Origin of the sequence: Trichloromonas sp. (assembly GCF_034006665.1) — a bacterium.
In the GTDB taxonomy this organism is placed as follows: domain Bacteria; phylum Desulfobacterota; class Desulfuromonadia; order Desulfuromonadales; family Trichloromonadaceae; genus Trichloromonas.
Genome location: NZ_JAVESI010000004.1, coordinates 94,372 through 120,854, shown reverse-complemented (window position 1 = coordinate 120,854; position 26,483 = coordinate 94,372). Strand labels below are relative to the sequence as shown.

The window sequence follows — 26,483 nt, the reverse complement described above, 5'->3', positions numbered from 1 at the left end:
AGCCCTTGTCTCCCCTGCATCCCTGTAGAGTCTTAGGTCTTTTTTCCTGGAAGGCTCACCGCGGTTTTTCCCGAAGTTCATCGAAGGCTGAATCATTTCATGGAACACAGCAATTTTGTTCATCTGCACCTGCACAGCCAGTACAGCCTGCTCGATGGGGCGATCAAGATTCCCGATCTGATCGAACGGGTCAAGGAATACAAGATGCCGGCGGTGGCCGTGACCGATCACGGCAACATGTTCGGCGCTATCGAGTTTTACACCAAGGCGATTGCCGCCGGGATCAAACCGATCATCGGCTGCGAGGTTTATATCGCTCCCGGCAGTCGTTTCGAGAAGACCAACGCCCGGGGCTCCTCCGAGGCCTCCTATCATTTCGTCCTGCTCTGTAAAAACCGCACCGGCTACCGCAATCTCTGCCGGCTGGTCTCGGCCGGGTACCGCGAAGGCTTTTATTATCGGCCCCGCATCGACTGGGAACTGTTGCGCGAGAATAACGAGGGCCTGATCGCCATGACCGCCTGCCTGGGTGGAGAGATTCCCGTGCTGCTCGGCGCCGGGCGCATGGACGAGGCCTTGGCGCGGACCCGGCAGATGGCCGAGATCTTCGACAACAACCGCCTTTATCTCGAACTTCAGGAAAACTTCATCCCCGAGCAGACCCCGGTCAATCGGGGCCTGGTGGAAATCGCCAAAGAACTTTCCCTGCCCTTGGTGGCGACCAACGACTGTCATTACCTGACCCGCGAGTCGGCTCACGCCCATGAGGTGCTGCTCTGTATCCAGACCGGCAAGACCATGGACGACGACAAGCGCATGCGCTTTTCCAACGATGAGTTCTACGTCAAGACCCCGGCGGAGATGACGACGCTCTTCAAGGATTATCCGCAGGCCCTGGCCAATACGGTGGAGATCGCCCAGCGCTGCAATCTGGAGCTCGACTTCAAAACCTACCATTTTCCTCAGTACGAAAAACCCGCCGAGCAGACCCTTGACGAGGTTCTGGCCGAGATGTCCCGCAAGGGGCTGGATGAGCGCCTGGCCGATATCCGCAAACTGCGCGAACTGACTGCCGAGGATGAGGCCCGTTACCGCGAGCGCCTGGAGACGGAACTCGATTGTATCAGGCAGATGGGTTTTCCCGGCTATTTCCTCATTGTCGCCGACTTCATCAACTGGGGGAAGGATCACGACATCCCGGTCGGTCCCGGGCGCGGCAGTGCCGCCGGCAGCCTGGTGGCCTTCGCCATCCGCATCACCGACATCGACCCGATGCCCTACAATCTGCTCTTCGAACGCTTTCTCAACCCCGAGCGCGTGTCGATGCCCGATATCGACGTCGACTTCTGCATCTATGGCCGGGAGCGGGTCATCGATTATGTGCGTCATCGCTACGGCGAAGCGAACGTTGCCCAGATCATTACCTTCGGCACCATGCAGGCCAAGGGGGTTATCCGCGACGTCGGCCGGGCGCTCAACATGTCCTTTGCCGAAACGGACAAGATCGCCAAGCTCATCCCCGGCATCCTCAACATCACCTTGAAGGAGTCCTTGGCCCAGGAGCCCAAGCTCAAGGAGCTGATCGACAAGGACGCCAAGATCAAGGAGCTCTTCAACATCGCCCTGGCTCTGGAGGGGCTGACCCGCCATGCATCGACCCACGCCGCCGGGGTGGTGGTGACGCCCAAGGCGCTCACCGAGTATCTGCCCCTCTATACCGACCCCAAGTCGGGGGGGCAGGTCACCCAGTACGCCATGAGCTACGTGGAGAAGATCGGCCTGGTCAAGTTCGACTTTTTAGGCCTGAAGACCCTGACCGTCATCGACAAAGCGGTGCGCCTGGTGCGCTCGGGGAAGGATCCCGAGTTCGACTTGCGCCTGATCCGCGACGACGACCGGAAATCTTTCGATCTTCTCTCCAAGGGGGAGACGACGGGCGTCTTCCAGCTTGAATCCTCAGGGATGAAGGAATACCTGATCAAGCTCAAGCCCTCGTGCTTCGAGGATCTGATCGCCATGGTCGCCCTCTACCGTCCCGGTCCCTTGGGTTCGGGGATGGTCGACTCCTTCATCAAGCGCAAGCACGGCCAGGAGAACTTCGATTACCCCTTCCCGCAACTGGAGCCGATCCTCAAGGACACCTACGGGGTCATCGTCTACCAGGAGCAGGTCATGCTCATCGCCCAGGTGCTGGCCAATTACAGCCTCGGCGGCGCCGATCTGCTGCGCCGCGCCATGGGCAAGAAGAAGCCCGAGGAGATGGCCAAGGAGCGGGAAAAGTTCATGGCCGGGGCGAAGGCGAACAAGCTCGATGTGAAGAAGGCCGAAGCTGTCTTCGACCTGATGGAGAAGTTCGCCGCCTACGGCTTCAATAAATCCCACTCCGCCGCCTACGCCTTGGTCGCCTACCATACGGCTTATCTCAAAGCCCACTATCCGGTGGAATTCATGGCCGCGCTTCTGACCGAGGACATGGAAAACACCGATAAGGTCATCAAGAATATTGCCGAGGTGCGCTCCATGGGGATCGAGGTCCTGCCTCCGGACATCAACGCCTCGGAGAGCTCTTTTACTGTCCACAGTCATTCCATCCGCTTCGGGCTCGGTGCGGTCAAGGGGGTGGGGGCGGCGGCTCTCGAATCGATCATCGACGAGCGCGCCAAGGGGGAATACGCCTCTTTGCAGGATTTCTGCGAGAAGGTCGATCTGCGCAAGGTCAACAAGAAGGTGGTCGAGGCCCTGATCAAATGCGGCGCCTTCGATTCCTTGAAGGGCAAGCGCGCCCAGCTCATGGCGGTGCTTGAAGAGGCCATGGAAGTGGGGCAGAAGATGCAGCGGGAGAGGGAGCATGGCCAGGAGTCCCTCTTCGGCACGGCAGAGATCGTCAACCACAAGGGGAACGGCTACGGCAAACTCCCCGATATCGACGAATGGCCGGAAAATGTCCTGCTCGGTTTCGAGAAGGAGGCTCTCGGCTTCTACATCACCGGCCATCCCCTGGCCCGGCACAGCGCGGCGATCAAGCGCTTCGCCACCTGCGACACCGCCGGTTTGCACGAACGCCCCGACAAGTCCGAGGTCAAGGTCTGCGGCATCGTCGCCGGACTCAAGGAGCTGACCACCAAAAAAGGCGACCGCATGGCCTTCGTGACCCTGGAGGATCTTTCCGGTTTCGTCGAGATGGTCGTCTTTCCCGAGACCTATCAGGCCGCCATGGAGTTTCTCAAAAGCGAAGAGCCGCTGCTGGTGAGCGGCACCCTCGATGTGGGGGAGGAGTCCTGCAAGTTGCTGGCGACGGAGGTGCTGCCGTTGCGCGAGGTCAAGGAAAAGCTGACGAAGAAAGTCCATTTCCGGCTGACCACGCCGGGACTCTCCGAAAGTCAACTGACGGCGCTCAAGGATATCATCGACCGGTACCGGGGAAACTGCGATGTGCTGCTGCATCTGGTCATCCCCAACCGCAGCGAAACCGTCATCGGCCTGCCCGAATCCCGGAAAGTCGCGGCCTGTGACGAAATAATGGATGCCGCCGAGAAGTTGTTTGGCTATAATGTCGTCACTTTCGAGTGATCCGGCGCAACGTCGCTTTGATCCATCCTCTTGGATATTCTAGCGTTTTCTATTGAAAACCGTATTTTGGCAGGAGTTACAGAAATGCAGTTTTATCTCGATTTTGAAAAGCCCCTGGTTGAACTGGAGCAGAAAATCCGCGACCTGCGGGAATTTTCCACGGAAAAGGTCGACTTTGCCAGCGATATTCTCAAACTGGAAAAGAAGGCCGCCAAGCTGCGGGAGGAGATCTTCTCCAAGTTGACCCGCTGGCAGCGCACCCAGCTGGCCCGGCACATGAATCGGCCCTTTACCCTCGACTACGTCGAGTACATCTTCACCGACTGGTTCGAGGTCCACGGCGACCGCAATTTCCGTGACGACCCGGCGCTGGTCTGTGGCTTCGCCCGCCTCGACGGCGAACCCTGCGCAGTGATCGGCCACCAGAAGGGGCGGGACACCAAGGAGAAGGTCTACCGCAACTTCGGCATGCCCAACCCCGAAGGCTACCGCAAGGCGCTGCGGGTGATGCAGATGGCCGAGCAGTTCAACCTGCCGATCTTTACCTTTGTCGATACCCCCGGCGCCTTTCCCGGTATCGGCGCCGAGGAGCGCGGCCAGGCTGAGGCTATTGCCCGCAACCTGCGGGAAATGGCGGCCCTGACCGTGCCGGTGATCGTCACCGTCACCGGCGAGGGGGGCTCGGGCGGCGCCTTGGCCGTCGCCGTCGGCAACCGGGTGATGATGATGGAATACTCGGTCTACGCGGTCATCTCCCCGGAGGGCTGCGCGGCGATTCTCTGGAGCGACGGCACCATGGGCCCGCAGGCCGCCGAAGCTCTAAAACTCACGGCGACCGACATCGCCCAACTCGGCTGCGTTATTGACGACGTCATCCCCGAACCTCTCGGCGGGGCGCACAACAACCCCCGGGAGGCGGCCGCCAACATCAAGCAGTACCTGAAAAAGCACCTCAACGAACTGAAGAGCCTGACTCGTGAGGAACTGGTCGAGCAGCGTTATCAGAAGTTTCGGGCCATGACCCGGGTCAAGGAATAGGTACCGGCGTTCGGCGGCCGAGTATTCTTGATCAAGCGCGACCGAACTCGCCTCGACCGGTTTCGGGAAAGTCGAAGGGGACGATTCTATTTACTAGGGCGGCGGGCCGTTGGCCGCCGCCCTGACTGTCTTGCGGAGCGGGATCTCTGCCAAGCCGTCGCCCGGGATCCCCGCGAACCACGACTTGACGGCGAAGCCTTGAGCGCGAGCGTGCGGAGACCCATGATGAAACGGATGATTTTTCGCCTTCTTTCGGGCGGCATCCTGCTGTTACTGGCCGCCTGCGGCGGACCACGCTACGACGTGCGGGTGCTCCATGGCGAGTCAGTGCGCGGCGCGACCGGCAGGAATGTTCCGGCGCGGGAGCTCAAGCCCTATCAGCGCCCCTACACGGTCAACGGCGTGCGTTACGATCCGCTCCTCGATCATCGCGGCTATGTGGAAGAGGGCGTCGCCAGCTGGTACGGCGCCGATTTTCACGGATTCAAGACGAGCAACGGCGAAATCTACGACATGCACGCCATGACCGCCGCCCACAAGACCTTGCCCCTGGGGGTTTTCGTCAAGGTGCGTAATCTCAGCAACAATCGCGAGGCGGTGGTGCGGGTCAACGACCGGGGGCCCTTCGTCAAGGGACGGCTGATCGATCTTTCCTACGCCGCCGCCCACGCCCTTGGCGTCGCCGGTCCCGGTACGGCGCCGGTGCGGGTCGAGGCTCTCGGCACACAGGTGCGTGATGCCCGGGGACAGGTCAGCTATCAACCCCTGCCGAGCTACGACATCGGCAGTTACGCGGTGCAGCTCGCCGCCTTCAGCCTGCCGGAGAATGCCCAACGTCTTGCCGCCGAAATGAAGACCCAGATCGGCGCGGCGGATGTGCGCGAAGAGCTCATCAACGGCAAGCGTTTTTACCGGGTGCGCGCCGGCCGTTACCGGACCATCGAGGAAGCGGAAACGGCCCGCATCCATTTTGAACAGATGAATTATCCCGGCGCCTTCATCGTGGCTTTCGAGTAGCCCGGCGCCTTTTTTTCGAACAAAGAAAGCAGCCATCACGCATGTTCCAGTTCACCCTGCTCAACACCGATTCCGACAGCGCGGCCCGGCGCGGTCGTCTGCACACCCCCCACGGCGTCATCGAAACACCAATATTCATGCCCGTCGGCACCCATGCGGCGATGAAGGCGATGACCCCAGCCCAGGTCGAGGAGACCGGCGCCCAGATCATCCTTTCCAACACCTACCACCTGCATCTGCGTCCGGGCGAGGGTCTGGTGGAAAAGGCCGGCGGGCTGCATACCTTCATGAACTGGAAGAAGCCGATCCTGACCGACAGCGGCGGCTTTCAGGTCTTTTCCCTGCCGAAAAAGAAGATTACCGAAGAGGGAGTCTTCTTCAAACACGAGGTCAACGGCAACGAGATCTTTCTCGGTCCAGCCGAGGCCACGGCTATTCAGAACGCTCTCGGCGCCGATATCATCATGGCCTTCGACGAGTGTATTCCCTATCCGGCGACCCACGACTACGCCGCCAAGTCGATCAAAAAAACCCTGCGCTGGGCGGAAAACTGCCTGAAGGCGCACAAACGTCGGGATCAGGCTTTGTTCGGCATCGTCCAAGGGAGCGTCTACGACGATCTCCGTCGCGATTGCGCCAAAGCCCTGACCGCTTTGGATTTCCCCGGCTACGCTATCGGCGGGGTCAGCGTCGGCGAGGGGCTGGAGCTGCTCAAGAAGGTCGTCGACTACACCGCGCCCTTTCTGCCGGAGCACAAGCCCCGCTATCTGATGGGGGTCGGTCTGCCCGAGGATATCCTCGAAAGTGTCGAGCGGGGGATGGACATGTTCGACTGCGTCATCCCCACCCGCTACGCGCGCAGCGCCACCCTCTTCACCAGCCGCGGCAAGCTGCGTCTGACCCATCGCCGTTACCGGCGCGATTTCTATCCCGTGGACGCTTCCTGCTCCTGCTACTGCTGCCGCAACTTCACCCGCGCCTATCTCCATCATCTCTTCAACGCCAATGAGATCCTCTCGGCGATTCTCTCGGCGATTCACAATGTCCATTTCTATCTGGATATGATGGCTCAGGCCCGGGTCGCCATCGAGCGTAACGAATTCAAGGCGTTCAAGAGCGAATTCCTCGGGAGCTACGGCTTTTCCGGAAACAACGGGGATTAGAAAGGGAAGGATTTAAACCATGTCCGAGCGGCCGGAGGAGGCTTTCAGCGTCGATCTCGCCCGGCGTCTGCAGCGGGCGCTGACCGCCGAGGGGACAGAGCTTTTCACGGTGCTGCAAGACCCCTCGGGCGAGGTGCTGCGGACCCTGCTGAAAAATCCCCGGCTGAGCGAGGACCACCTGTTGGCTCTGCTTAAGCGCCGGGATCTGCCCGAGGATCTGCTCAAGGAGATTTCCCGCCTCGGCGCAACGGAGACGAGTCATCGCCTCAAGGTCGCCCTCAGCCGCCATCCCGGCACTCCGGGGGTGGTTCTGCAAGGGCTGCTCGGTCAGCTCTACCTTTTCGAGCTGCTGGAAATCTGCTACCTCCCGGGCGTGACCCCGGATCAGAAAGTCGCCGCCGAGCGGATCATCCTGCAACGGCTGCCGACCGTTCCTATCGGCAATAAACTGACCCTGGCCCGGCGGGGGACGGCGACTCTGGTCGATGCTCTGCTCAAGGAAGGGGATCTCCGCCTGATGGAGGCCTGCCTGCAGAATCATCGCCTGCGCGAGGTCTCCATCCTCCAGTTTCTCAACGGCCCTGTCGCCGCTCCCGAAACCATCTCCTGCATCGCCCGCCACCCCCGCTGGCAACAGCGTCCCAACGTGCGCCTGGCCCTGCTGAAGAATCCCCGCACCCCGGCGGTCTGGTTCACTGTCCATCTGCCCCGGCTTATCACCGCCGATTTGCGCGGGCTGCTTTCGTCACGGCGTCTGGCCCCCGGTCAGAAGCGTCTGGTGGAAGAAGAATTCAGCCGGCGCACCCAGGGGCGACGGTCGTGAGTGTCCCTTTTTCCATCCCTCAGGGAGACCGCATCGAATTCGTCCGCGCTGCTTTGGTGCTCGAATTCCGCGAGCCTTTTACCTTCACTGAGGCGGTGCTGCCGAACCTGCGCGGTGAACTGCGCAGGGCCGCCCGGCGCACGGGTCTTTCGCCGGAAGAGATCGCGGCGCTTTTCGACCCCCCCGTTTCTTCCGACCCTTACGCCCAACGCCGCTATCAGCGCCCCGGCCCCGCCTTTGTGCTGCATCCCCCCGTCAAGCTGCCGTGCGAGCTGGCGGCGGGGGAATGCCTCAAATTGCCGCTGCTGCTGTTGGGGTGGGGGGCGCGGCTGCTGGGCAGCCTCTGCCGGGTGTGGTTGTCTCTCGGTGAGCGGGGGATTGACCGGGGGCAGGGGCGCTTCACCCTGAACGCGGTGCTGGCCGAGGATCTCGTTGGCAACCGAACCCCCCTCTGGACTCTGGCCTGCGCCACCCCTCTGCCCTTGGTGCTGATCCGCGCCGACTGGTGGCACGACGGTCTGCCGTCACCGGAACGGCTGCGCCTGACCCTGCATACCCCGGCGCGGCTTCTCACCAACGGTCGCCCGCTCTTTCACCCCGGTTGGGAGAGCCTCTTCCCTTTCATCCTGCGCCGTGTCAGCTCTATGGTGCATGCCCACTGTGAGGTGGAGCTGTTCGACGATCCCGCCCCTTTGTTCGACGCTGCACACCGGGTCGAGGTGCTGGATGGACGGCTGCGCTGGCGGGACTGGCGGGTGTTGGAGGGGGGGGAAGAATGCCGGGAACTCGGCGGGGTGGTGGGGCGGCTCGACCTCGGTGGGGAGGGGTTGGCGGAGCTGCTTTGGCTGCTCCGTCTCGCCTCCTTGCTCAACCTGGGGAAGGGCGCAACCTACGGCGCGGGCCACCTGAATATTAAAGAGATTCCCTAAGCCTCGCCCTTGTTGGCCGGCGGTTGCCTGATATGATTAATAAAACCGGCAACCCATGGAGGCGACCATGACCGATCTCTGGGACGAACGCAAAAAGGCCCTCGAAAATCAGTATTTCTACAATGAAGAAAAAGAGAAGATCGAGAAGCTCAGGCAGGAAACCCGCGAACAGCTCATCCGCTCCTACTGTCACAATCGTTGTCCCAAGTGCGGCGACGAAATTCAGCCCATGATCTTCCGGGACGTCCCCCTCGACAAATGCCCCAGCTGCGGCGGCATCTGGCTCGGCCCCAAAGATCTGCAAACCCTCGCAGAAAAGGATCACCGCAGCTGGTTCGACAAGTGGTTCAAGGAGAAGAAGGATTGAGCGGGAGCAGGGGGGAAAAACGGATAAACCATGCGGGGCGCTTCAGGCGCCCCGTTCTTTTTGGCAGGCGGCGCGTCCCGGGCAGTCGGGGCGTTGGCAGGGTTCAATGTGAATGGTGACGTCGGCGCCCCGAATTTCCGATTTTATCCTTTTTTCCAGGCGGTCGGCGATGTCGTGGGCCTCCTTCACGGTCAGGTACTTGCAGACGTTGAGGTGAAAATCCATGATTTTCTGGGAACCGGCCCGGCGGGTGCGCAGCTTGTGGTAGTCGATCCGTTCGTCCGGATAGCTCTCGATCAGCGCGATGATCCGGTCGCGGATCTCCGGCGGCAGTTCTTCGTCGAGTACGTCCCGCAGCCCGTGGCGCAGCAGTTTCACCGCTTCGCTGATAATGTAGAGGCCGACCAGCAGGGAGAGGACCGGGTCGAGCCAGGGAACGTTCACAAACTGGATGATGACAAGTCCGGCGAACAGGGCCAGGTTGGAGTAGACATCCATGGCGAAATGCAGAGCGTCGGCGGCGAGCGCCGAAGAGTCGGTTTGCTGGGCGATTCGCCGCAGGTAGCGACTGATGGCGAGGGAGGCCGCCGTGCTCGCCAGCAGCGCCAGGATGCCGCTGGTGAGGGCGGTGAGGGCGGTTCCGGCGATGAGACGGCGCACCGATTCAAGGATGATCCAGGCGCCGGAAAGGGTAATGATCAGGGCCTGGATGATAGTGGCGAGGGTTTCGTATTTGCCGTGACCGAAGGGGTGATCCTGGTCCGCCGGTTGGTCGGCCTGGTGGATCGCCAGGTAGTTGACCCCCGACATGAGGATGTCGAGGAGGCTGTCGACGGCCGAGGCAAGGACCGCCATCGAGCCGGTGAGAATGCCGGTGACAAGCTTGAGCAGCGCCAGACTTAAGGAGACGGCGATGGAGGTGCGGGCGGCGCGCAGCTTGAGGCGGGCGTACTCCATGGCCGGAGTCAGTCCCGCAGGGGGCAGGCGGCCCGCCAGGCGTCATAGCCCTCTTTCTCGATGGCCCAGAAACTATTGATGCGCTCGCGGTAGTAGTCGAGTTCGGCGCAGGCGGTTTCGATGGCGGCGATCTGTTCGTCGGTCATCAGTTCCCGATCACGGCAGAAGGCGGCGAAGGCGAGGATGCCTTCGAGAATACCGGTGAGCTCGATCAGATTCGGTTCCATGTTGCGGATAATGTACCAGTGACCGGCGAAGCGGCGCACGTCCCGGGCACCGAGGTCGAAGGGATTGATGCGGGCTTCGGGAATGAGGTATTCGCAGAGAAAGTAGCTGACGCCGTAACAGAGGTGGCTGGCCTCTTCGGCGGTAAGGTCGTGTTTCTCGACGAGATGCAGATAGCAATGGCGCAAAAGCTCGTGACAGAGTTGATCGGCGCGGATTTCGTCATCGAGGCCGGCGAGACGGTAACTGTCTCGATTGAGGCAGGAATCGGTCAAATTTGCGGCGCTGGACATGAAAACTCCTGTTGGGGTTGGCGTTTCCTATTAGCATCCCGGTCGGCCCCGGTCAAGGTTTTTGCGGAAGGATGAGGGGGTTGGAGCGACCTGGAAAAAGTTTACAGGGTTCCCTGCCTCTGCTAACATACCCAAGATTAATTTTTTGCGGGAAAGAAAGGCGGGAAAATGTTCCGGCCTTTCCAACCCTTCGAGCACGGCGAGGTTGACAGCGGCATGACCGGCACCACCCCCATGATGCGGCAGTACCTGGAAATCAAGGAACAGTACCCCGATGCCATCCTCTTCTTCCGCCTTGGCGATTTCTACGAAATGTTTCTCGACGATGCGGTTACGGCTTCCCGCGTCCTTGACATCACCCTGACTTCTCGCAACAAAGGAGCGGCTGAAGAAGTTCCCCTCTGCGGCATCCCTTATCACAGCTGTCAGCCCTACATCGCCCGTCTCGTCGAGCAAGGCTACAAGGTCGCCATCTGCGAACAGGTGGAAGACCCCAAGGCCGCTAAGGGCATTGTCCGCCGCGAAGTGGTGCGGGTCGTCTCCCCCGGCTTGGTGGTCGACACCGACACTCTCGAACCCAAGGAAAACAACTACCTGCTCGCCATCGCCGGGGGCCGTCCGGGGCGATTCGGGCTGGCTGCGGTCGATATCACCACGGGTGAGTTTCGTCTGACCGAGGTTTCCGAAGGGGAAGGGCTGCGCGGCGAACTGGCCCGCTTTAATCCCCGGGAGGTGTTGCTCGCGGCCGGGGAAGAGGGGGAAGCGTTGCGCAAGGAGCTCGGCACGATCCTCGACGGTCGGCGCATCGAATGGCTCCCCGACTGGGTGCTCGCTCCCGACCGGGCGGAAGAGATGTTGCACGCCGCCTTCGACGACGTCCCGCTGGAAACTTTCGGTTGCGCCGGGCTGACCGGGGCGATTCGCGCCGCCGGCGGCGTTCTCCATTATCTGGAAGAAACCCAGAAAGGGCTTCTGCCCCATCTGCGTCCGCCAACCACCAGCCAGGGCGGCGATTTCATGGTTCTCGATGAGGCGACCCGCCGCAATCTGGAGTTGACCGCCACCCTTCACGACGGGCGGCGCAAGGGCTCGCTCCTCGGCGTGCTTGACCGTACCGTCACCGCCATGGGCGGGCGCCTGCTCAAAGACTGGATCAACCAGCCGCTGCTGCGCATCGAGCCGATCCGGGCCCGGCACGCCGCCGTCTCGGAGTTGGTGGAGAGGAGCCTGCTTCGTGACGAACTGCGCGCATCCCTGGATGGCGTCTACGATCTGGAGCGGCTCAACGGCAAAATTTCCATGGCCCATGCCAACGCCAAGGATCTCACGGCGCTGCGTGCTTCCCTGGAGCGGCTCCCTAACCTCATCGATCTTCTCGCCGTGTGCGAAAGTCCGCGTCTGGGTGAGTTGCGGCGGAATATCGATCCTCTGGAGGATCTGCGCGCCCTCATTGCCACCGGCATCGTCGATGATCCGCCCTTCGTCCTGCGTGAAGGCGGGATCATCCGCGACGGTTTCCATGCTGAACTGGACGACCTGCGCGCCGTCAGTTGGGAGGGTAAGGGCTGGATCGCCCGCCTGGAGAGTCAGGAGAAGGAGCGTACCGGTATTTCCTCGCTCAAGGTTCGCTTCAATAAGGTTTTCGGCTACTATATCGAAATCACCCGCAGCCATCTCGCCCGAGTGCCGGAGGATTACCAGCGCCGCCAGACTCTGGCCAACGCCGAGCGTTATATCACCCCGGCTCTGAAAGAGTATGAGGAGAAGGTGCTGGGGGCCGAGGAGCGCCTGACCCAGCTCGAATTCGATCTTTTTCAGGGAATCCGCCAACAGGTGGCGGCTGAAGGGGCGCGCATCCAGGCGACCGCCGCCGCTCTTGCCGAGCTCGATGTCTTCGCGGCCCTCGCCGATCTCGCTCACGAGCGCAACTACGTCCGGCCGGAGATGGGTGAAAGCGGCGATCTGGAGATTCGCGAGGGGCGCCATCCGGTCATCGAGACGATGAGCCTGTCTGAGCGTTTCGTCGCCAACGACGTGCTGATGGATACCCGTGAAAACCAGATTCTCATTATTACCGGGCCGAACATGGCGGGCAAGTCGACTTTTATGCGCCAGGTGGCGTTGATCGTGCTGATGGCGCAAATGGGTAGTCTGGTGCCGGCGAAAACCGCCCGCATTGGGGTAGTCGACCGTATCTTTACCCGGGTCGGAGCGAGCGACAACCTGGCCCGCGGTCAGTCGACCTTCATGGTGGAAATGACCGAGGCGGCCAATATCCTTCGTCACGCCACCCCGCGCAGCCTCATCGTCCTTGACGAGATCGGCCGGGGCACCTCGACCTTCGACGGCCTCAGCATTGCCTGGGCGGTGGCCGAATACCTCCATGACGTCCCCGAGGTGGCGGCCAAGACCCTCTTCGCCACCCATTATCACGAACTGATCGATCTTGCCCTGACCCGCGAGCGGGTGCGGAACTGCAACATCGCCGTCAAGGAATGGAACGAGCAGATCATCTTCCTGCGCAAGATCGTCGAAGGCGGGGCGAGCCATTCCTACGGCATCCAGGTCGCCCGCCTCGCCGGGCTCCCCCGGCAGGTGATCGAGCGCGCCCGTGAGGTGTTGAAAAATCTCGAATCGGGGGAATTCGAGAGGGAAGGGGAGCCGCGCCTGGCTCGGGGCAAGGGGCGTAAAAAGGTCGCGGCCTCGCCTCAACTTTCCCTTTTTGACAGTGCCGCCGATCCCTTGCGACAACGGTTGGCGGAACTCGACGTGCAACTTCTGACCCCTTTGCAGGCCCTCAATCTGTTGGATGAACTCAAGGCTCTGGTGTAATCCATGAGATCTTTGCTTTTCGCGGTTTTGCTCAGTCTTTTCCTGTTTCCCGCCCAGGTTTTTGGGGATGCCTCCGATGCGGCCTACGTCAAGGCCAGGGAGAACTACACGCGGCTGGTCGATTCGCCCCGGAAGAAGCTCCATCGCGACCAGTGGGAGGGGGTGATCCGTAGCTTCGAGGCGGTCACGGAAAAATATCCGCAAGGGACGCACGGCGCTGATGGCCTCTTCATGGCGGCCCGGGCTACCCGCGAACTCTATGATGTTTCCCGCAATCCCGGGGATGCCGGTGCCGCCGTTCGGCTCTTCGAGCAGGTGGCGGAAAGCTATCCGGCATCGTCCTTGGCCGACGACGCCCTTTTCGCCGCAGGCGGCATTTACGAAACGCTCCTTGAACAGAAAGATTTGGCCTACCTCCGCTATCAGGCGGTGGTCGAGCGCTATCCTGAAGGCGATATGCTCCCCCGGGCGCGGAGCCGGGCGGTGGCGCTCATCGCCTTTGCACCGCCGGCGCCTCCGGTCGATGTCGCTCCCGTTGCATCGGCTCCGGCAAAGAGCGCTGAGCTGCCGGCGCCTTCTCCGGCGACCGCGCCTGTCCCAGCGGAGGCCGGCGTGGCGCAGTTGAACGGTCTGCGTTATTGGTCGAAGCCGGGCTATACCCGTGTTGTTCTTGACCTTGCGGGACAGCCGGAGTTTTCCACCAACGTCCTTCCCGCCGATGCCAAGAACGGTCTGCCGCCCCGAATCTATCTCGACATCAAAAAAGTCAGTCCGGCGGCGAATCTGGTGGAACAGATCAAGGTCGAGGACGGTTTACTGCGTCAGGTGCGGGCCGCCCGCTTCGATCCGACGACCATGCGCGTGGTTCTCGACCTGGTCGCCTACCATAGCTACAAAACCTTTACCCTGCCCGATCCCTATCGCATCGTCATTGATGTCTACGGCGACGCCCAGGCGATGCTGAGCGCCGCACCCGGACCGGAATTGCGCGCCCTCTCGCCGCCGGAGAAGAAACCGGTTGCCCCGCCGGCGAAAATTTTACCGCCGGTTGTGCACAAGCCCGTGAAGGTTCCGCGCAAGGCGCCCGCGCCGGTTCCGGTCGAGGGACTGCGACGGATCGTCGTCGATGCCGGACATGGTGGCAAGGATCCCGGCGCCATCGGCCCGTCGGGTCTTCAAGAAAAGCAGGTCACCCTGTCCATCGCCAAGCTGCTCAAATCCGAGCTGGAGCGGGAACTGGGCTGCGAGGTCATTTTGACCCGCGACCGGGATGTCTTCCTTCCCCTGGAGGAGCGCACCGCTATCGCCAACAAGGTCGGCGCCGATCTCTTCATCTCCGTCCATGCCAACGCCAGCCACAACAAGAGCGCTTACGGGGTGGAGACTTACTATTTGAATTTTTCCAAGAACGATAAGGCCGCCGCCGTCGCTGCCCGGGAAAACGGCACCTCCCTCAAACAGGTCGGCGATCTCGAGTTGATCCTCTTCGACCTCATGGCCAATGCCAAGATCAACGAGTCGAGTCGCCTGGCGGCGGAGATCCAGAATGCCCTGGTCCGCGACCTGAAGGGGCACTATCCGGATATCCGTGACCTGGGGGTGAAGCAAGGGCCTTTTTACGTGCTGGTCGGTGCGACCATGCCCTCGGTTTTGGTGGAGGCGGCCTTCATCAGCCACAAGCGGGAGGAAACGCGTCTGGCCAGTCGTGACTTTCAGCAAGAGACGAGCGCCGCAATCGTCAAGGGAGTGCGCAACTACGCCTCGGCTCTCAGACAGGTGGCCGGCAGATGACCCTCGAACCTACCGAACGCACTGAGTCCTTTTTCTCCCGGGAACTGCTCACCGACCCGGCCATCCCTTATGAGGAGCGGCGCTCTTTGCTCTTGATCGCCGGCTGTGCCTATCTCGATTACCACCGTTCCCGTATCCGCGCGAAGCATGAAGGGGGGGGCTCGGGACGGCAGGTCGTCGGCAGTCTCACTTCGATGACCGACACCTTGCTGCGCAACCTCTACCGCAGCATTCTCGCTGACGTACCGGCGGCGCAGGTCGGTTCCTGCGCCCTTATCGCCATCGGCGGCTACGGTCGGGGGGAACTTAACCCCCATTCGGACATCGACCTGATGTTCTATTACAGCGGCAAGGATCGCTCCTTCGCCGAACTCCTTTCCGAACGTATGCTTTATCTACTCTGGGATCTTGGCCTGCCGCCCGGGCACAGCGTGCGCACCGAGCAGGACTGTCTCGACATGGCGGCCAAGGACATCACGGCGCGTACCGCCCTGCTTGATTCCCGCTTCCTGGTTGGCGATGAGGAACTCTATGGCGAATACGAGCGCAAGGTCTACCAGAAGGTGCTGAGCCAGAACAGCCGCGCTTTTATTGACGAGAAACTGCAGGAGAACGAGAGGCGTCTGCACAAGTACGGTTCCTCCGTCTATTTGCTCGAACCCAACATCAAAGAGGGAGAAGGAGGATTGCGCGACCTGCAAACCGCCCTCTGGGTGGCGCGGGTCAAGTTCAAGGCCCGTTCCCTGCGCGATCTCATTATTAAAGGAGTGATCAGCGAGCAGGAGGGGGAGGCCTATGAGGCGGCCCTCGATTATCTCTGGCGGGTGCGCAACGAGCTTCACTTCCTGTCGCCGCGCAAGAACGAGCAACTGCATTTCGACAAGCAGGAAAAGCTCGCCCGCTTTTTCGGCTACAAGGATGACCGCAAGGGGCTGGCGGTAGAGCAGTTCATGCAGGATTTTTACGCCCACGCCACCGAGACCGAGCACATCGCCTCCAGCCTGCTCGGCAAGGCGGTGCGCGGCAGCGAACCGAAAACCGGGATCTTCGGCTACTTCACCCGGCGCACCGTGGAACCCGGTTTTTTCATCCTGCATGGCGAACTCCAGGTGAGCCAGGGCGATCTTTTCGAGAAGGATCCGGCGCGCATGATGCGCGCTTTTCTCCTTTCCCAGCGGCACGGGGTCAAACTGAGCGTAGCCCTGAAAGGCCTGATTCGCGACAACCTCAGGCATATCAACGACCGGGTACGGCGAAGCCGGACAATCAATGAAGATTTCCTGGAAATTCTGCGCCATCCCCAAGGCTTGGCGGCCACCCTCAAAGAGATGCACCACCTGCGCTTCCTCAACAAATTCATCCCCGAGTTCGGGCGAATTTTTTGCAAAGTGCAGTACGACGCCTATCATATCTACACGGTGGATGTGCACAGCCTTTTCGCCGTGGAGGAGATCGCCAAACTCTGGCTCGGGGAATATCGGGAGACGGCGCCGCTGTTGACCAAGGTCGCCGGGGAAATCGAAAAGCGTGGGCTGCTGCTTTTGGCGGTGTTGCTGCACGATATCGGCAAGGGGGAAGGGCGGGATCACTGCAACAAAGGGGCGGACATGATTCCGACTCTCGCCCGGCGCATGGGGCTGAACAAGGAGGACAGCGCTCGCCTCGAGTTCCTGGTGCGCCGGCATCTCGACATGTCCCATATTGCCCAGCGCCGTGACCTGCACGACGATAAGCTGATCATGCAGTTCGCCCGGACCATGGGCATGAGTGAAAACCTCAACATGCTCTATCTGCTCACCTTCGCCGATCTGCGCGCAGTCGGTCCCGATGTCTGGTCCGACTGGAAAGGCTTTCTCCTCAAGGAACTGTATGAAAAGACCTATCAGGTGCTGGAACGGGGCAATTTTCAGCTGGAGCAGCGTTCGGAAAAGGTCCGCAACCGCAAGCGCAAAGTGGTAGGTCTGCTCGAGGAAGAATTTGGCAAGCGTGTCGTACAGGATGCTCTCAAGGAGATGTCGACCCGTTACGTCCTCTCCAACCGTTCGGCGGTCATTGCCGAACATTTGCGGCTGGCCTTCAGCCGCAAGAACCGCACCCTGGCGATGAAGGTCGAGCAGGAGCCCCAGGGCAGCTATACCCAGCTTTCCATCTCAACTCTCGATATTCCCGGACTCTTTTCAAAAATCGCCGGAGTTATGGCCGCCAACGGCATCAACATCCTCGGCGCCCAGATCAACACCTTGAATAACGGCATTGCCATCGATGTCCTTCAGGTCAGCGGCGCCGCCGGCGATCTGGTGGAAAATGACGAGAAGTGGCGCAAGGTCGAAGAAGATCTCGAAGCGGTGATCCAGGGGCGGGTACGGGTCGACGAACTGGTGCGTAAGCGCCACCGCTCGAATCTTCCCCCCTCCCGCCCCCGCCCCAAGTTCACCAACCGGGTGGAAATCGACAATGAGGTTTCCGACGAATACACGGTTATCGACATCTACGCCCAGGATCGGGTCGGCGTGCTTTACCGGATCACCAAAGCCCTCAAGGAACTGGGTCTCTACATCGGTGTAGCGAAGATTTCCACCAAGGTCGACCAGGTTTCCGACACCTTCTATGTGCAGGACATTTTCGGTCACAAGGTGACCGCAGCGGAGAAGCTGGAGGAGATTCGCGGAAGGTTGCTGGCGGGATTGGCGGAGCTGGAGGTCGAGGAGAAGAGCGCCGGATAGGTGCCGGTGACCGCTTATGGATGCACTTCTCGATCACTTCCTGAACCTGCTTTTGGTGGAAAAAGGGCTCTCGGCCCATACCCTTGATGCCTACGGGCGGGATCTTGCCCATTACCTGGAATATCTCTCCCAACGAGGCATACGTGACCCCGAGGCCGTGACCCCGACCGCGATTCTCGGCTATCTCGGACATTTGCGGGAAAGCGGGCTGGCACCGCGCAGTCGGGCGCGCAAACTCACCGCGGTGCGCATGTTCCACAAGTTCCTCTTCGTCGAGGGGATGACGGCGAGCCATCCCGCCGCTCTCATCGAAGCGCCCAAGACCCCGCGTCTGCTTCCCCATGCCCTCTCCCCAGCCGAGGTCGAGCGCCTGCTCGCCGCGCCGGCCGGGATCGAGCCTCGCGACCGGCGCGATCGGGCCATGCTGGAGGTCCTCTATGCCACCGGCCTGCGGGTATCCGAGCTGGTCGGCCTGAGACTTTCCGACTTGCAGCTCGATGTGGGTTATGTGCGGGTTTTCGGCAAGGGGAGCAAGCAGCGCATCGTCCCCCTTGGGGAGCCGGCGAGCGATGAGTTGCGCCTCTATCTGGTCGAATCCCGTCCCCACTTCGCCGGAAGCGGCAACGACCCCCGCATTTTTCTCAACCGTGCCGGCAAGGGGTTGACACGGCAGGGCTTCTGGAAGATTATTAAGCGCCGTGCTGCCGAGGCCGGAATATTAAAAGAGATTTCCCCCCACACTCTGCGCCATTCCTTCGCTACCCATCTGCTCGAAAACGGCGCTGATCTGCGCTCGGTGCAGACCCTGCTCGGGCATGTGGACATCTCTACCACCCAGATCTACACTCAGGTCACCCGGGAACGTCTCCGGCAAATCCACGAGCGGCATCATCCCCGGGGCTGAGCGAAGGCGAAACCGGGAAATCATTTCATCGCGAGGAGATCATGAAATATATCGTTTTACTGGGAGACGGCATGGCCGACGAGCCCCTGGAGGAACTCTCCGGGCGCACCCCTCTGGAGCATGCCCGCACCCCGAACATGGACGCTTTGGCCCGCAAGGGGGAAGTCGGCCTGCTGGAGACCGTGCCCCAGGGGTTTCACCCCGGCAGCGATGTCGCCAACCTCTCCGTTTTCGGTTACGATCCCGCTTCCTGCTACAGCGGCCGCTCGCCCCTTGAAGCGGCTAGCATGGGGGTGGAGCTCGGACCGGACGATGTTGCCTTCCGGCTCAATCTGGTGACTCTGCTTCCCCATTACGGCAAGCTTTACATGGAGGATTTTTCCGCTGGACATATCACCACTGCCGAGGCACGGGTGCTGATCGCCGACTTGCAGGAGGAGTTCGGCGGTGACGAGTTCCAGTTCTATCCCGGGGTTTCCTATCGGCACCTGATGGTCTGGAAAGGCGGGAGCGACAAGTTGACCTTTACGCCGCCCCACGACCTGACCCACCAGAGCATTGAGGAGCATCTCCCCAGGGGGGAAGGGGCTGATGCCCTGATCAATCTGATGACCTCGTCGCAGATGCTCTTCAAGAGGCATCCGGTCAATGACCGGCGGATGGATGCCGACCTGGCCCCGGCCAATTCCATCTGGCTCTGGGGGCACGGCCGCGCGCCGCGCATGCAGACGATGAAAGAGAAGTACGGAATCAGCGGCGCGGTGATTTCCGCCGTCGACTTGATCAAGGGCATCGGCGTTTGCGCCGGGCTCGATATTATCGAGGTTCCCGGGGCTACCGGCTATCTCGACACCAACTACCGGGGCAAGGCCGAGGCCGCCCTAGAGGCGCTTAAAAGCCGGGATTTCGTCTACCTGCATGTGGAAGCCCCCGACGAGGCGGCCCATTCAGGCAATCTCCAGGACAAAATCGCCGCCATCGAGGCTTTCGACGAGCTGGTGGTCGGCACGGTGCTGGCCGGATTGCCCGCACTGGGCGATTACCGGGTGCTGGTCCTCCCCGATCACCCTACCCCGGTACGCAAAATGACCCATACCCTTGATCCCGTCCCCTACATCCTCTTTGGGTCGGCCGGGGAGTTCCCACCGGTAGGGAAGGTGGAGGGGTACGGGGAGAAAGCTGCCGCCGCCACCGGGTTGCACCTCCGCGAAGGGCACGTCATGATGAGCCGTCTGCTCGGCTGAGGCCGTTTTGCGGAGATCGTTGTCGGGGCGGTCCCTGGGTGGGGATCGCCCCTTCCTTTGCACGGACGGGGCGGGAGAAAATTTCCGTTGACGCCCGAAGGCCCCGTTTGTTAATTTTGAAAACTTGATTGAAACGCCCAAAAAGGTTCTGTTTTCCCCGGGAAGGACATCCATCGTGCAAAAGGTTGTGATCGATGAATTGCGCTGCAAGGGTTGCGGACTTTGTACCACCGCTTGTCCCCATGGCCTGATCCGTATGAGCGACAAGCTCAATCGCCAGGGTTTTCTGCCGGCGGTCATCAGTGATGAGGATCAGGAAAAATGCGTCTCCTGCGCCATGTGCGCCCGGATCTGTCCGGATGTGGCCATTACCATCTTCAAAGAAGTCAAAGTAAAAGTCGCCTGATAATCAAGCGCACCGACCGTGCCCGGAGTTGCCGCGGCAGGGACGGTGCGTCCGGAGGTCGTTTTGCAGAAACGTCTGTTAGTCAAAGGTAACGAAGCCGTCGCCATGGGGGCCATCGAGGCGGGCTGCCGCTTCTATTTCGGTTATCCCATCACCCCTCAAAGCGACATTCCCGAATACATATCCCGTGAGTTTCCCAAGGTCGGCGGCACTTTCATCCAGGCCGAGAGCGAAATCGCCTCGATCAACATGCTGCTTGGCGCCAGCGCTTGCGGCATGCGGGCGATGACCTCCTCTTCCAGCCCCGGCATCTCCCTCAAGCAGGAGGGAATTTCCTACATGGCGGGGAGCGAGCTGCCCGGGTTGATCGTCAATATCTCCCGCAGCGGTCCCGGTCTCGGCGGTATCGACGCCTCCCAGTCCGACTACTTCCAAGCGGTCAAAGGGGGCGGCCACGGCGGCTATCACACCATTGTTCTCGCCCCCCATTCGGTACAGGAGATGTACGACCTGACCATGCTCGCCTTCGATCTCTCCGACCGCTACCGGGTGCCGGCCATGCTCCTCGGCGATTCCGTCCTCGGGCAGATGAAGGAGGCGCTGATTCCTCATCCCTACGTTGCTCCCGCCGATCTTCCGGCCAAGGACTGGGCCGTTTCCGGCAAGGACGGCCGCGCCCAGCGGGTGGTCAAATCCCTTTACCTTGGCGACGGCGAGCTCGAAGCCCACAACTGGAAGCTGTACCGTAAGTACCAAGAGCTTCGCGAGCGGGAAACGCGTTGCGAGACCGCCGGACTCGACGATGCCAAGCTGCTGGTGACGGCCTTTGGCGTCACCTCCCGCATCGCCAAGACCGCCATCCGCATGGCTCGGGAAGAGGGGCTCAAGGTCGGTCTGTTGCGCCCCATCACTCTCTTTCCCTTTCCGGACAAGGCCTTTGCCGACGCTACCGCGCGCACCAAACGGGTACTCTGCTTCGAGCTCAACACCGGCCAGATGGTGGAGGATGTCCGCCTCTCCGTGGCTCGGGATGCCGAGGTCTTTTTCTACGGTCGTCCGCCGGGAGCCGGTTCCCTGCCGACCCCGGAAGAGCTGCTGGCCCAGATTCGCACGTATTACAAGGATTGATCATGTCGACCGCCATGCAACAGGTATTCGCCCATCCCGTTTCCCTCAAGGATGTCCAGACCCATTTCTGCCCCGGCTGCCAGCACGGCACCATCCATCGGCTGGTCGCCGAAGCGATGGATCATTTCGGTGTCCAGGAGAAGACCATCGGCGTCGCTTCCGTGGGTTGCAGCGTTTTTCTCTACGCCTACTTCGACATCGATGTGGTCGAAGCGCCCCACGGCCGGGCACCGGCGGTGGCGACCGGTGTCAAACGTGCCTGCCCGGACAAGTTCGTCTTCACCTATCAGGGGGACGGCGATCTGGCGGCCATCGGTACCAGCGAAATCATTCACGCCGCCAATCGGGGGGAAGGGATGACAGTCATTTTCGTCAATAACACCACCTACGGCATGACCGGCGGGCAGATGGCGCCGACCACGTTGCCCAATCAGAAGACCTCGACCTCGCCTTACGGACGCAACGTCGGCAACGACGGCTATCCGATCCGCATGGCCGAACTTCTGGCCCAACTCGAAGGCGTGGCTTTCAGCGCCCGGGTAGCGGTCAATACCCCGAAAAACGTGATGCAGGCCGGGCGAGTGATCAAGCAGGCTTTTGAGACCCAGCTTCAGGGGCGTGGTTTTTCCTTCGTCGAAGTCCTCTCGGCCTGCCCGACCAACTGGGGGATGGATCCCCTCAAGGCCAATGCCCGCATCGCCGAGGAGATGATCCCTTACTTCCCCCTGGCGACCTTCAAGGATACGAGCGCCGCCTGAATCGGGCGCGTTGATGGAGAAGACAATGAATCATGAAGTTTTCATGGCCGGCTTCGGCGGCCAGGGCATTCTGCTGATCGGCAACCTGCTCGCCTACGCGGCCATCCGCGAAGGGCGCAATGCCTCCTACTTTCCCGCCTACGGCGTCGAGAAGCGGGGCGGGGCGGCGACCTGCACGGTGGTGGTCGCCGACGGCGAAGTCGGATCGCCGGTCATCGGCAACCCCGGCGCGGCGATTCTGCTCAATCCCCTCTCCATGGAAAAATATTTCGGTCGGGTGCGTTCCGGCGGTTTGTGTATCATCAACAGCTCCCTCATTGAGGATTGCGGCGACAGCCGTTCCGATTTGCGGGTGCTTCGTCTGCCCCTCAACGAAATGGCCCTGGAAATTGGCGATGCCCGGTTGCTCAACATGATCGCCATCGGTGCCTACGCCGAACTGACCGGTGCCGTCTCCCTCGACGCCCTTAAGGCGGCCCTTGCCGACGCCTTGCCGGAGCGCAATCATCGTTTCATTCCCCTCAACGTCCAGGCTATCGACCTCGGTGCCGCCCGTGCCCGCGCCGCGATGAACGCGGCCGCCTGACCCTCTGCGCCCTGGCTCGCGAAGGTCCGGTATTATGCCCAAGGTTGAATTTGTTAAGCTGAAGAAAGAGGAAAAAGCCCTGCATCTGTGCCGCTTGGCCGAGGAGTTCTTCGCCGAAGGGGAGCGGGTGTTGATTCTGGTGCACGACGACAACCAGGCGGTGACCCTCGACCGCTTTATGTGGACCTGGAAAAAGGGCTCCTTTCTTCCCCACGCCTTCGCCAACGGCGCCGTCGACTGTCTTGACGAGCCGGTGGTCATCGCCGTTGAAGAGCGTAACCCCAATGGGGCACGGGTGCTGATCATGGGGCGTCCCGCTTCCCTTGAGTTCACGGGCCAGTTCGAGCGAATCATCGATTTCGCCGAAATGTATGACGATGCTCTGGCAGAGGCCGCCCGTCGCCGCTTCGCCCGCTTTCGGGAGGCCGGTTTTGCCCCGTCCATGCGTTAATGGAGGAGGTGCGGCAAGCCTGCTGCGCGTTTCGGGGCGGGTGACGCCGGAGCGGGAAATCCCCCTGGGTGAGTCTTTGGAAGCGGCGCTGGCGTGCTGGCAGGCTCGATCCGGCGAGATCTTCACCCTGGTTGACGGCAGCGGGGCTTTTCATCGTGTCCGGCTGCATGAAGAGGCCGGGCGACGTGTTCTCATTCCCTTCCGGAAGTTCTCCGTTCCCCCTGAAAGTCCCGTAGAAATCATCGTCTACCAGGCCCTGCCGGAAAAGGAACGCTTTGAACTGGTGCTGCAGAAACTGACTGAAATCGGCGTCGGCCGCATCGTTCCCTATGTTTCGCAGCGCAGTGCCACCCTCGATGAGCGGGACGCCGCGCAGAAGAAATCCCACCGTTGGCCTCAGGTGTTACGGCGCGCCGCCTATCAGTGCCGCCGGGGGATGTTGCCGGAACTGGCCCCGGTCTTCCATTGGCAAGAGGTTCTGGGAGAATGTGCCGAAAGCGAGCTGCGCCTGATGCTCTACGAGGGGGAGGCAGGCTGGACGCTCAAGGAAGCGCTACGCGGCCAGCGGCCGGAACGCATCGCCCTGCTGGTCGGCCCGGAAGGGGGCTTCACCGCGGCGGAGATCGAAGAGGCGCAAGGGACGGGGATTTTGGTGGTCTCTCTCGGCGGACGGATTCTGCGTACCGAAACGGCGGCCATCGTCGGCGCGGCGCTGTTGCAATACGCCCTGGGGGACTTAGGCTAATGGAAGTCGCCATGAATCTTGCCAATATCGCCGTGGTGCTGGTCGAACCCCAGGGAGCGTTAAACGTCGGTTCCGTCTGTCGGGCGATGATGAACTTCGGCTTTGCCGATCTGCGTTTGGTCAACCCCAGCGCCGATCACCTCTCCGACGAGGCCCGGCGCATGGCGGTCAAGGCCGGAACCCTGCTGGAAGCGGCGCGGATCTTCGCGGATCTTCCCTCGGCGCTGGCCGACTGCCGCCTGGCGCTGGGCACCACCCGTCGCTTCGGCAAGTACCGGGAGGATTTCCTTCATCCCGACGAGGCCGCCCGGGAAGTGCTTCCGCTGACCGCGAACGGCCCCGTGGCCCTGGTCTTCGGCCGCGAGGATACCGGGCTGCTGACGACGGAGCTCGATCTCTGCCAGCGCTTTATCACCATTCCCACCGCCGATGCCCTGCCGTCCATGAATCTTGCCCAGGCCGTCTCCCTTTGCCTTTACGAAACCGCCAAGGCCCGAGGGGAACTGGAGGGTCGCCAACACGGGCGCAAGAAGCTCGCCGAGAACCGGACCCTGGAGGGACTCTACGCGCATATGCGCCGTACCCTGCTCGACATCGAGTTTCTCGATCCTCAGAACCCCGAGCACATTCTCCGTTCCTTCCGTCGCATTTTCGGCCGCGCCGGACTCAACGACCGGGAGACGCGCATTCTTCACGGCCTCTTCAGTCGCATCGATTGGGTCGAGGCCGAGCGCAGAAAATGATGAGGAGGCCGCATGGAAACCATTCTGCGCAATGAACAATTCGATAACGGGGTGCGGCTCGAATTCGTCGAGGGTTCGAACCGCTATTTCGGCGATTACCACCGCCTGCGCATCGAGGTGCGCTGTCGGGTCGCCCTCACCGCGGCGCTCTTTCCCGATGCGGTCGATCCCGAAGGGGAGACCCACCGCGTACGCGGACTGCTCGGCGAGGAGCTGAAGTGGAGCCGTTCTCTTGAGCGCATGGGGGTGGCGACGGCCGATCTTGCCGCCGTGCGCGCCGAACTGATGGACGCTTTCGCTGCCAGCACCTTTGCCTATCTACGCGCCCCCCAATTCCCAACCAGACTGCTTGCTGCCGAACTGGAAAAACGCAAACAGGCCCGTCGGCCCTTCCGGGTGGTGAAATGATCAAAGCCTTGCTCATCGAACGCCTCGCCTACGGCGGCGCGGGGATCGGCCGGCACGACGGCAAGGCAATCTTCGTCCCCTTCACCGCTCCCGGCGATCTTATCTCCTGCCGCATCGTCCGCGAAAAGAAACGTCACGCCGAAGGGGAACTGGTTGCTTTGCGGGAAGCCGGTCCCGGACGGTGCACCCCGCCTTGTCCGGTTTTCGGTCTCTGTGGTGGTTGCCAGTGGCAGCATCTGGACTATGCCGAGCAGGCGCGCTGGAAGGAGGAAATCTTCCGCGAGATCCTGGTCCGCCAAGCGGGAATCTCCGCCAAGAGCGTTCTTCCGCTGGTTGATGCTCCCGAGGCATGGGGCTACCGCAGTCGGGTGCAGTTCAAATGCCGCATGACCGAAAAGGGCTTCGTCATGGGCTTCTACCGCAGTGGCAGCCACTATGTCATTGACGTCGTCCAGTGCCCCATCGCCGCTCCGGCGATCAATGCTGCGTTGGCCCATTTTCGTCAATGGCTTTCGGCTGCCCCTTGCCCTGAAAAGATTCCCCAGGTCGATATGGCGGCTGATGACGAAGCGCGAGTGCGGGTCGTCGTTCACGTCCTCGCCGGGCGGGAAGGGGCGTTGGCCGACTATCTGCGACCGTTGGCGGAAACGGTCGGTTACGCCCTTTTTTTTCAGTGCGGACGCAAGGATTCGCTGCAACTGGTGACCGGCACCGAGGATCTGTACATCCATCCCGAACCCGGCAGCGACTTGCGCCTGGCCTATGGGCCCGGAGGGTTCGCCCAGGTCAACCTGGCCCAGAACCGGCGTCTGGTTGCCGAGGTCTTGGCCGCCTTCGGCGAAAATCCGCCGCGGCGGGTGCTCGATCTTTTCTGCGGCATGGGTAATTTCTCCCTGCCCTTGGCCCGCCGTGTCGCCGAGGTGGTGGGGGTGGAGGATTATGCCCCTTCCATCGTCAAGGCCCGCGACAACGCTGCCAAAAACCGCGTGGACAACGTTTCTTTCCACGCCCGCCCGGCTGAAGGAGCGGCGGAGTTTTTCAGCCGCGAGAAACCTTTCGATCTGGTCCTCCTCGATCCGCCGCGTACCGGAGCCTACACCGTCGCCAAGGAACTCTCCCGTCTGCGACCACCGCACATCCTTTACGTTTCCTGCGATCCGCCGACCCTGGCCCGTGACCTCGTCCCGCTGCTGCATGGCGGTTATCACCTGGAATGGTCGCGTCCCTTCGATCTCTTCCCCCAGACCTACCATACCGAAAGCCTGACTTCCCTGCGCCTACCCGTATAAAGCCGCATTTTTCATCCCCGCCTTTTGTTGGTCGAGAAGCGTGGTATATTCCTTCATCCAACGGCTAATCCCGGCCGTTGCCCTTCAAGGGAG

Annotated in this window: 23 protein-coding genes; 21 read left to right on the top strand and 2 right to left on the bottom strand. The window is 61.4% G+C overall.

The window, feature by feature from the left end:
- The first annotated feature begins 99 nt into the window (after positions 1-99).
- The 7 genes from dnaE to RBR25_RS03290 all read left to right on the top strand — a co-directional run bounded on the left by dnaE (position 100) and on the right by RBR25_RS03290 (position 8,907).
- Positions 100-3,570, top strand: coding sequence for a DNA polymerase III subunit alpha (dnaE, locus tag RBR25_RS03320; protein ID WP_432818105.1), 3,471 nt, complete (start codon positions 100-102; stop codon positions 3,568-3,570).
- An 84-nt stretch (positions 3,571-3,654) separates the two neighbouring features.
- Positions 3,655-4,608, top strand: a complete 954-nt coding sequence (locus RBR25_RS03315; RefSeq protein ID WP_432818104.1) for an acetyl-CoA carboxylase carboxyltransferase subunit alpha — start codon at positions 3,655-3,657, stop codon at positions 4,606-4,608.
- A 222-nt stretch (positions 4,609-4,830) separates the two neighbouring features.
- Positions 4,831-5,625: a septal ring lytic transglycosylase RlpA family protein gene (locus RBR25_RS03310; RefSeq protein ID WP_432818103.1), complete on the top strand. Its 795-nt coding sequence runs from the start codon at positions 4,831-4,833 to the stop codon at positions 5,623-5,625.
- A gap of 41 nt (positions 5,626-5,666) precedes the next feature.
- Positions 5,667-6,788, top strand: coding sequence for a tRNA guanosine(34) transglycosylase Tgt (gene tgt / locus RBR25_RS03305; RefSeq protein ID WP_432818102.1), 1,122 nt, complete (start codon positions 5,667-5,669; stop codon positions 6,786-6,788).
- A 19-nt stretch (positions 6,789-6,807) separates the two neighbouring features.
- Positions 6,808-7,611 carry a hypothetical protein gene (locus RBR25_RS03300; protein WP_432818101.1) on the top strand — a complete coding sequence of 268 codons (804 nt, stop codon included), beginning with the start codon at positions 6,808-6,810 and terminating at the stop codon, positions 7,609-7,611.
- On the top strand, positions 7,608-8,540 hold the full coding sequence (gene cas6, locus RBR25_RS03295; RefSeq protein WP_432818100.1) for a CRISPR system precrRNA processing endoribonuclease RAMP protein Cas6: 933 nt from the start codon (positions 7,608-7,610) through the stop codon (positions 8,538-8,540). The genes RBR25_RS03300 and cas6 overlap by 4 nt, the downstream gene beginning before the upstream one ends.
- Before the next feature lie 67 nt (positions 8,541-8,607).
- Positions 8,608-8,907 carry a zf-TFIIB domain-containing protein gene (locus RBR25_RS03290; RefSeq protein ID WP_432818099.1) on the top strand — a complete coding sequence of 100 codons (300 nt, stop codon included), beginning with the start codon at positions 8,608-8,610 and terminating at the stop codon, positions 8,905-8,907.
- Positions 8,908-8,949: 42 nt separating this feature from the next.
- On the opposite strand, the gene RBR25_RS03285 is transcribed toward RBR25_RS03290, so the two are convergent.
- Both RBR25_RS03285 and RBR25_RS03280 read right to left on the bottom strand, forming a co-directional pair.
- On the bottom strand, positions 8,950-9,864 hold the full coding sequence (locus RBR25_RS03285; protein WP_432818098.1) for a cation diffusion facilitator family transporter: 915 nt from the start codon (positions 9,862-9,864) through the stop codon (positions 8,950-8,952).
- Positions 9,865-9,872: 8 nt separating this feature from the next.
- Positions 9,873-10,382 carry a hypothetical protein gene (locus RBR25_RS03280; RefSeq protein WP_432818097.1) on the bottom strand — a complete coding sequence of 170 codons (510 nt, stop codon included), beginning with the start codon at positions 10,380-10,382 and terminating at the stop codon, positions 9,873-9,875.
- A gap of 216 nt (positions 10,383-10,598) precedes the next feature.
- On the opposite strand from RBR25_RS03280, the gene mutS reads away from it, so the two are divergent.
- The 14 genes from mutS to RBR25_RS03210 all read left to right on the top strand — a co-directional run bounded on the left by mutS (position 10,599) and on the right by RBR25_RS03210 (position 26,390).
- On the top strand, positions 10,599-13,214 hold the full coding sequence (gene mutS, locus RBR25_RS03275) for a DNA mismatch repair protein MutS (protein ID WP_432818135.1): 2,616 nt from the start codon (positions 10,599-10,601) through the stop codon (positions 13,212-13,214).
- A 3-nt stretch (positions 13,215-13,217) separates the two neighbouring features.
- Positions 13,218-15,005, top strand: a complete 1,788-nt coding sequence (locus RBR25_RS03270; protein WP_432818096.1) for an N-acetylmuramoyl-L-alanine amidase — start codon at positions 13,218-13,220, stop codon at positions 15,003-15,005.
- On the top strand, positions 15,002-17,728 hold the full coding sequence (gene glnD / locus RBR25_RS03265) for a [protein-PII] uridylyltransferase (RefSeq protein WP_432818095.1): 2,727 nt from the start codon (positions 15,002-15,004) through the stop codon (positions 17,726-17,728). The genes RBR25_RS03270 and glnD overlap by 4 nt, the downstream gene beginning before the upstream one ends.
- A gap of 16 nt (positions 17,729-17,744) precedes the next feature.
- Positions 17,745-18,632 carry a site-specific tyrosine recombinase XerD gene (gene xerD, locus RBR25_RS03260; protein WP_432818094.1) on the top strand — a complete coding sequence of 296 codons (888 nt, stop codon included), beginning with the start codon at positions 17,745-17,747 and terminating at the stop codon, positions 18,630-18,632.
- 41 nt (positions 18,633-18,673) lie between these two features.
- Complete coding sequence (locus RBR25_RS03255; RefSeq protein ID WP_432818093.1) at positions 18,674-19,876, top strand: cofactor-independent phosphoglycerate mutase; 1,203 nt, start codon at positions 18,674-18,676, stop codon at positions 19,874-19,876.
- Positions 19,877-20,051: 175 nt separating this feature from the next.
- Entirely contained in the window at positions 20,052-20,282 is a 231-nt protein-coding gene (locus tag RBR25_RS03250; RefSeq protein WP_432818092.1) for a 4Fe-4S binding protein, read from the top strand.
- Positions 20,283-20,345: 63 nt separating this feature from the next.
- Positions 20,346-21,410 carry a 3-methyl-2-oxobutanoate dehydrogenase subunit VorB gene (locus RBR25_RS03245; protein WP_432818091.1) on the top strand — a complete coding sequence of 355 codons (1,065 nt, stop codon included), beginning with the start codon at positions 20,346-20,348 and terminating at the stop codon, positions 21,408-21,410.
- 14 nt (positions 21,411-21,424) lie between these two features.
- On the top strand, positions 21,425-22,168 hold the full coding sequence (locus tag RBR25_RS03240) for a thiamine pyrophosphate-dependent enzyme (protein WP_432818134.1): 744 nt from the start codon (positions 21,425-21,427) through the stop codon (positions 22,166-22,168).
- A 25-nt stretch (positions 22,169-22,193) separates the two neighbouring features.
- The gene (locus RBR25_RS03235) at positions 22,194-22,754 is read left to right on the top strand and encodes a 2-oxoacid:acceptor oxidoreductase family protein (RefSeq protein WP_432818090.1); all 561 of its coding nucleotides are present in this window, start codon (positions 22,194-22,196) and stop codon (positions 22,752-22,754) included.
- A 34-nt stretch (positions 22,755-22,788) separates the two neighbouring features.
- Positions 22,789-23,205: a DNA polymerase III subunit chi gene (locus RBR25_RS03230; protein ID WP_432818089.1), complete on the top strand. Its 417-nt coding sequence runs from the start codon at positions 22,789-22,791 to the stop codon at positions 23,203-23,205.
- Positions 23,186-23,950, top strand: a complete 765-nt coding sequence (locus tag RBR25_RS03225) for an RsmE family RNA methyltransferase (protein WP_432818088.1) — start codon at positions 23,186-23,188, stop codon at positions 23,948-23,950. Before RBR25_RS03230 ends, RBR25_RS03225 begins: the two co-directional genes overlap by 20 nt.
- 11 nt (positions 23,951-23,961) lie before the next feature.
- Positions 23,962-24,693: an RNA methyltransferase gene (locus RBR25_RS03220; protein WP_432818087.1), complete on the top strand. Its 732-nt coding sequence runs from the start codon at positions 23,962-23,964 to the stop codon at positions 24,691-24,693.
- Between the two features lie 12 nt (positions 24,694-24,705).
- Positions 24,706-25,101, top strand: a complete 396-nt coding sequence (locus tag RBR25_RS03215) for a hypothetical protein (RefSeq protein WP_432818086.1) — start codon at positions 24,706-24,708, stop codon at positions 25,099-25,101.
- Entirely contained in the window at positions 25,098-26,390 is a 1,293-nt protein-coding gene (locus RBR25_RS03210; RefSeq protein ID WP_432818085.1) for a class I SAM-dependent RNA methyltransferase, read from the top strand. Before RBR25_RS03215 ends, RBR25_RS03210 begins: the two co-directional genes overlap by 4 nt.
- Positions 26,391-26,483: the final 93 nt, after the last annotated feature.

Excerpts from the sequence above, each read along its gene's own strand:
- RBR25_RS03300 (WP_432818101.1), top strand. The coding sequence starts at position 6,808 with ATGTCCGAGCGGCCGGAGGAGGCTTTCAGCGTCGATCTCGCCCGGCGT.
- RBR25_RS03310 (WP_432818103.1), top strand. The coding sequence starts at position 4,831 with ATGATGAAACGGATGATTTTTCGCCTTCTTTCGGGCGGCATCCTGCTG.
- RBR25_RS03270 (WP_432818096.1), top strand. The coding sequence starts at position 13,218 with ATGAGATCTTTGCTTTTCGCGGTTTTGCTCAGTCTTTTCCTGTTTCCC.
- RBR25_RS03210 (WP_432818085.1), top strand. The coding sequence starts at position 25,098 with ATGATCAAAGCCTTGCTCATCGAACGCCTCGCCTACGGCGGCGCGGGG.
- dnaE (WP_432818105.1), top strand. The coding sequence starts at position 100 with ATGGAACACAGCAATTTTGTTCATCTGCACCTGCACAGCCAGTACAGC.
- RBR25_RS03230 (WP_432818089.1), top strand. The coding sequence starts at position 22,789 with ATGCCCAAGGTTGAATTTGTTAAGCTGAAGAAAGAGGAAAAAGCCCTG.
- RBR25_RS03280 (WP_432818097.1), bottom strand. The coding sequence starts at position 10,382 with ATGTCCAGCGCCGCAAATTTGACCGATTCCTGCCTCAATCGAGACAGT.
- mutS (WP_432818135.1), top strand. The coding sequence starts at position 10,599 with ATGACCGGCACCACCCCCATGATGCGGCAGTACCTGGAAATCAAGGAA.
- RBR25_RS03290 (WP_432818099.1), top strand. The coding sequence starts at position 8,608 with ATGACCGATCTCTGGGACGAACGCAAAAAGGCCCTCGAAAATCAGTAT.
- RBR25_RS03220 (WP_432818087.1), top strand. The coding sequence starts at position 23,962 with ATGAATCTTGCCAATATCGCCGTGGTGCTGGTCGAACCCCAGGGAGCG.
- glnD (WP_432818095.1), top strand. The coding sequence starts at position 15,002 with ATGACCCTCGAACCTACCGAACGCACTGAGTCCTTTTTCTCCCGGGAA.
- RBR25_RS03215 (WP_432818086.1), top strand. The coding sequence starts at position 24,706 with ATGGAAACCATTCTGCGCAATGAACAATTCGATAACGGGGTGCGGCTC.
- RBR25_RS03235 (WP_432818090.1), top strand. The coding sequence starts at position 22,194 with ATGAATCATGAAGTTTTCATGGCCGGCTTCGGCGGCCAGGGCATTCTG.
- xerD (WP_432818094.1), top strand. The coding sequence starts at position 17,745 with ATGGATGCACTTCTCGATCACTTCCTGAACCTGCTTTTGGTGGAAAAA.
- tgt (WP_432818102.1), top strand. The coding sequence starts at position 5,667 with ATGTTCCAGTTCACCCTGCTCAACACCGATTCCGACAGCGCGGCCCGG.
- RBR25_RS03240 (WP_432818134.1), top strand. The coding sequence starts at position 21,425 with ATGCAACAGGTATTCGCCCATCCCGTTTCCCTCAAGGATGTCCAGACC.
- RBR25_RS03285 (WP_432818098.1), bottom strand. The coding sequence starts at position 9,864 with ATGGAGTACGCCCGCCTCAAGCTGCGCGCCGCCCGCACCTCCATCGCC.
- RBR25_RS03255 (WP_432818093.1), top strand. The coding sequence starts at position 18,674 with ATGAAATATATCGTTTTACTGGGAGACGGCATGGCCGACGAGCCCCTG.
- RBR25_RS03315 (WP_432818104.1), top strand. The coding sequence starts at position 3,655 with ATGCAGTTTTATCTCGATTTTGAAAAGCCCCTGGTTGAACTGGAGCAG.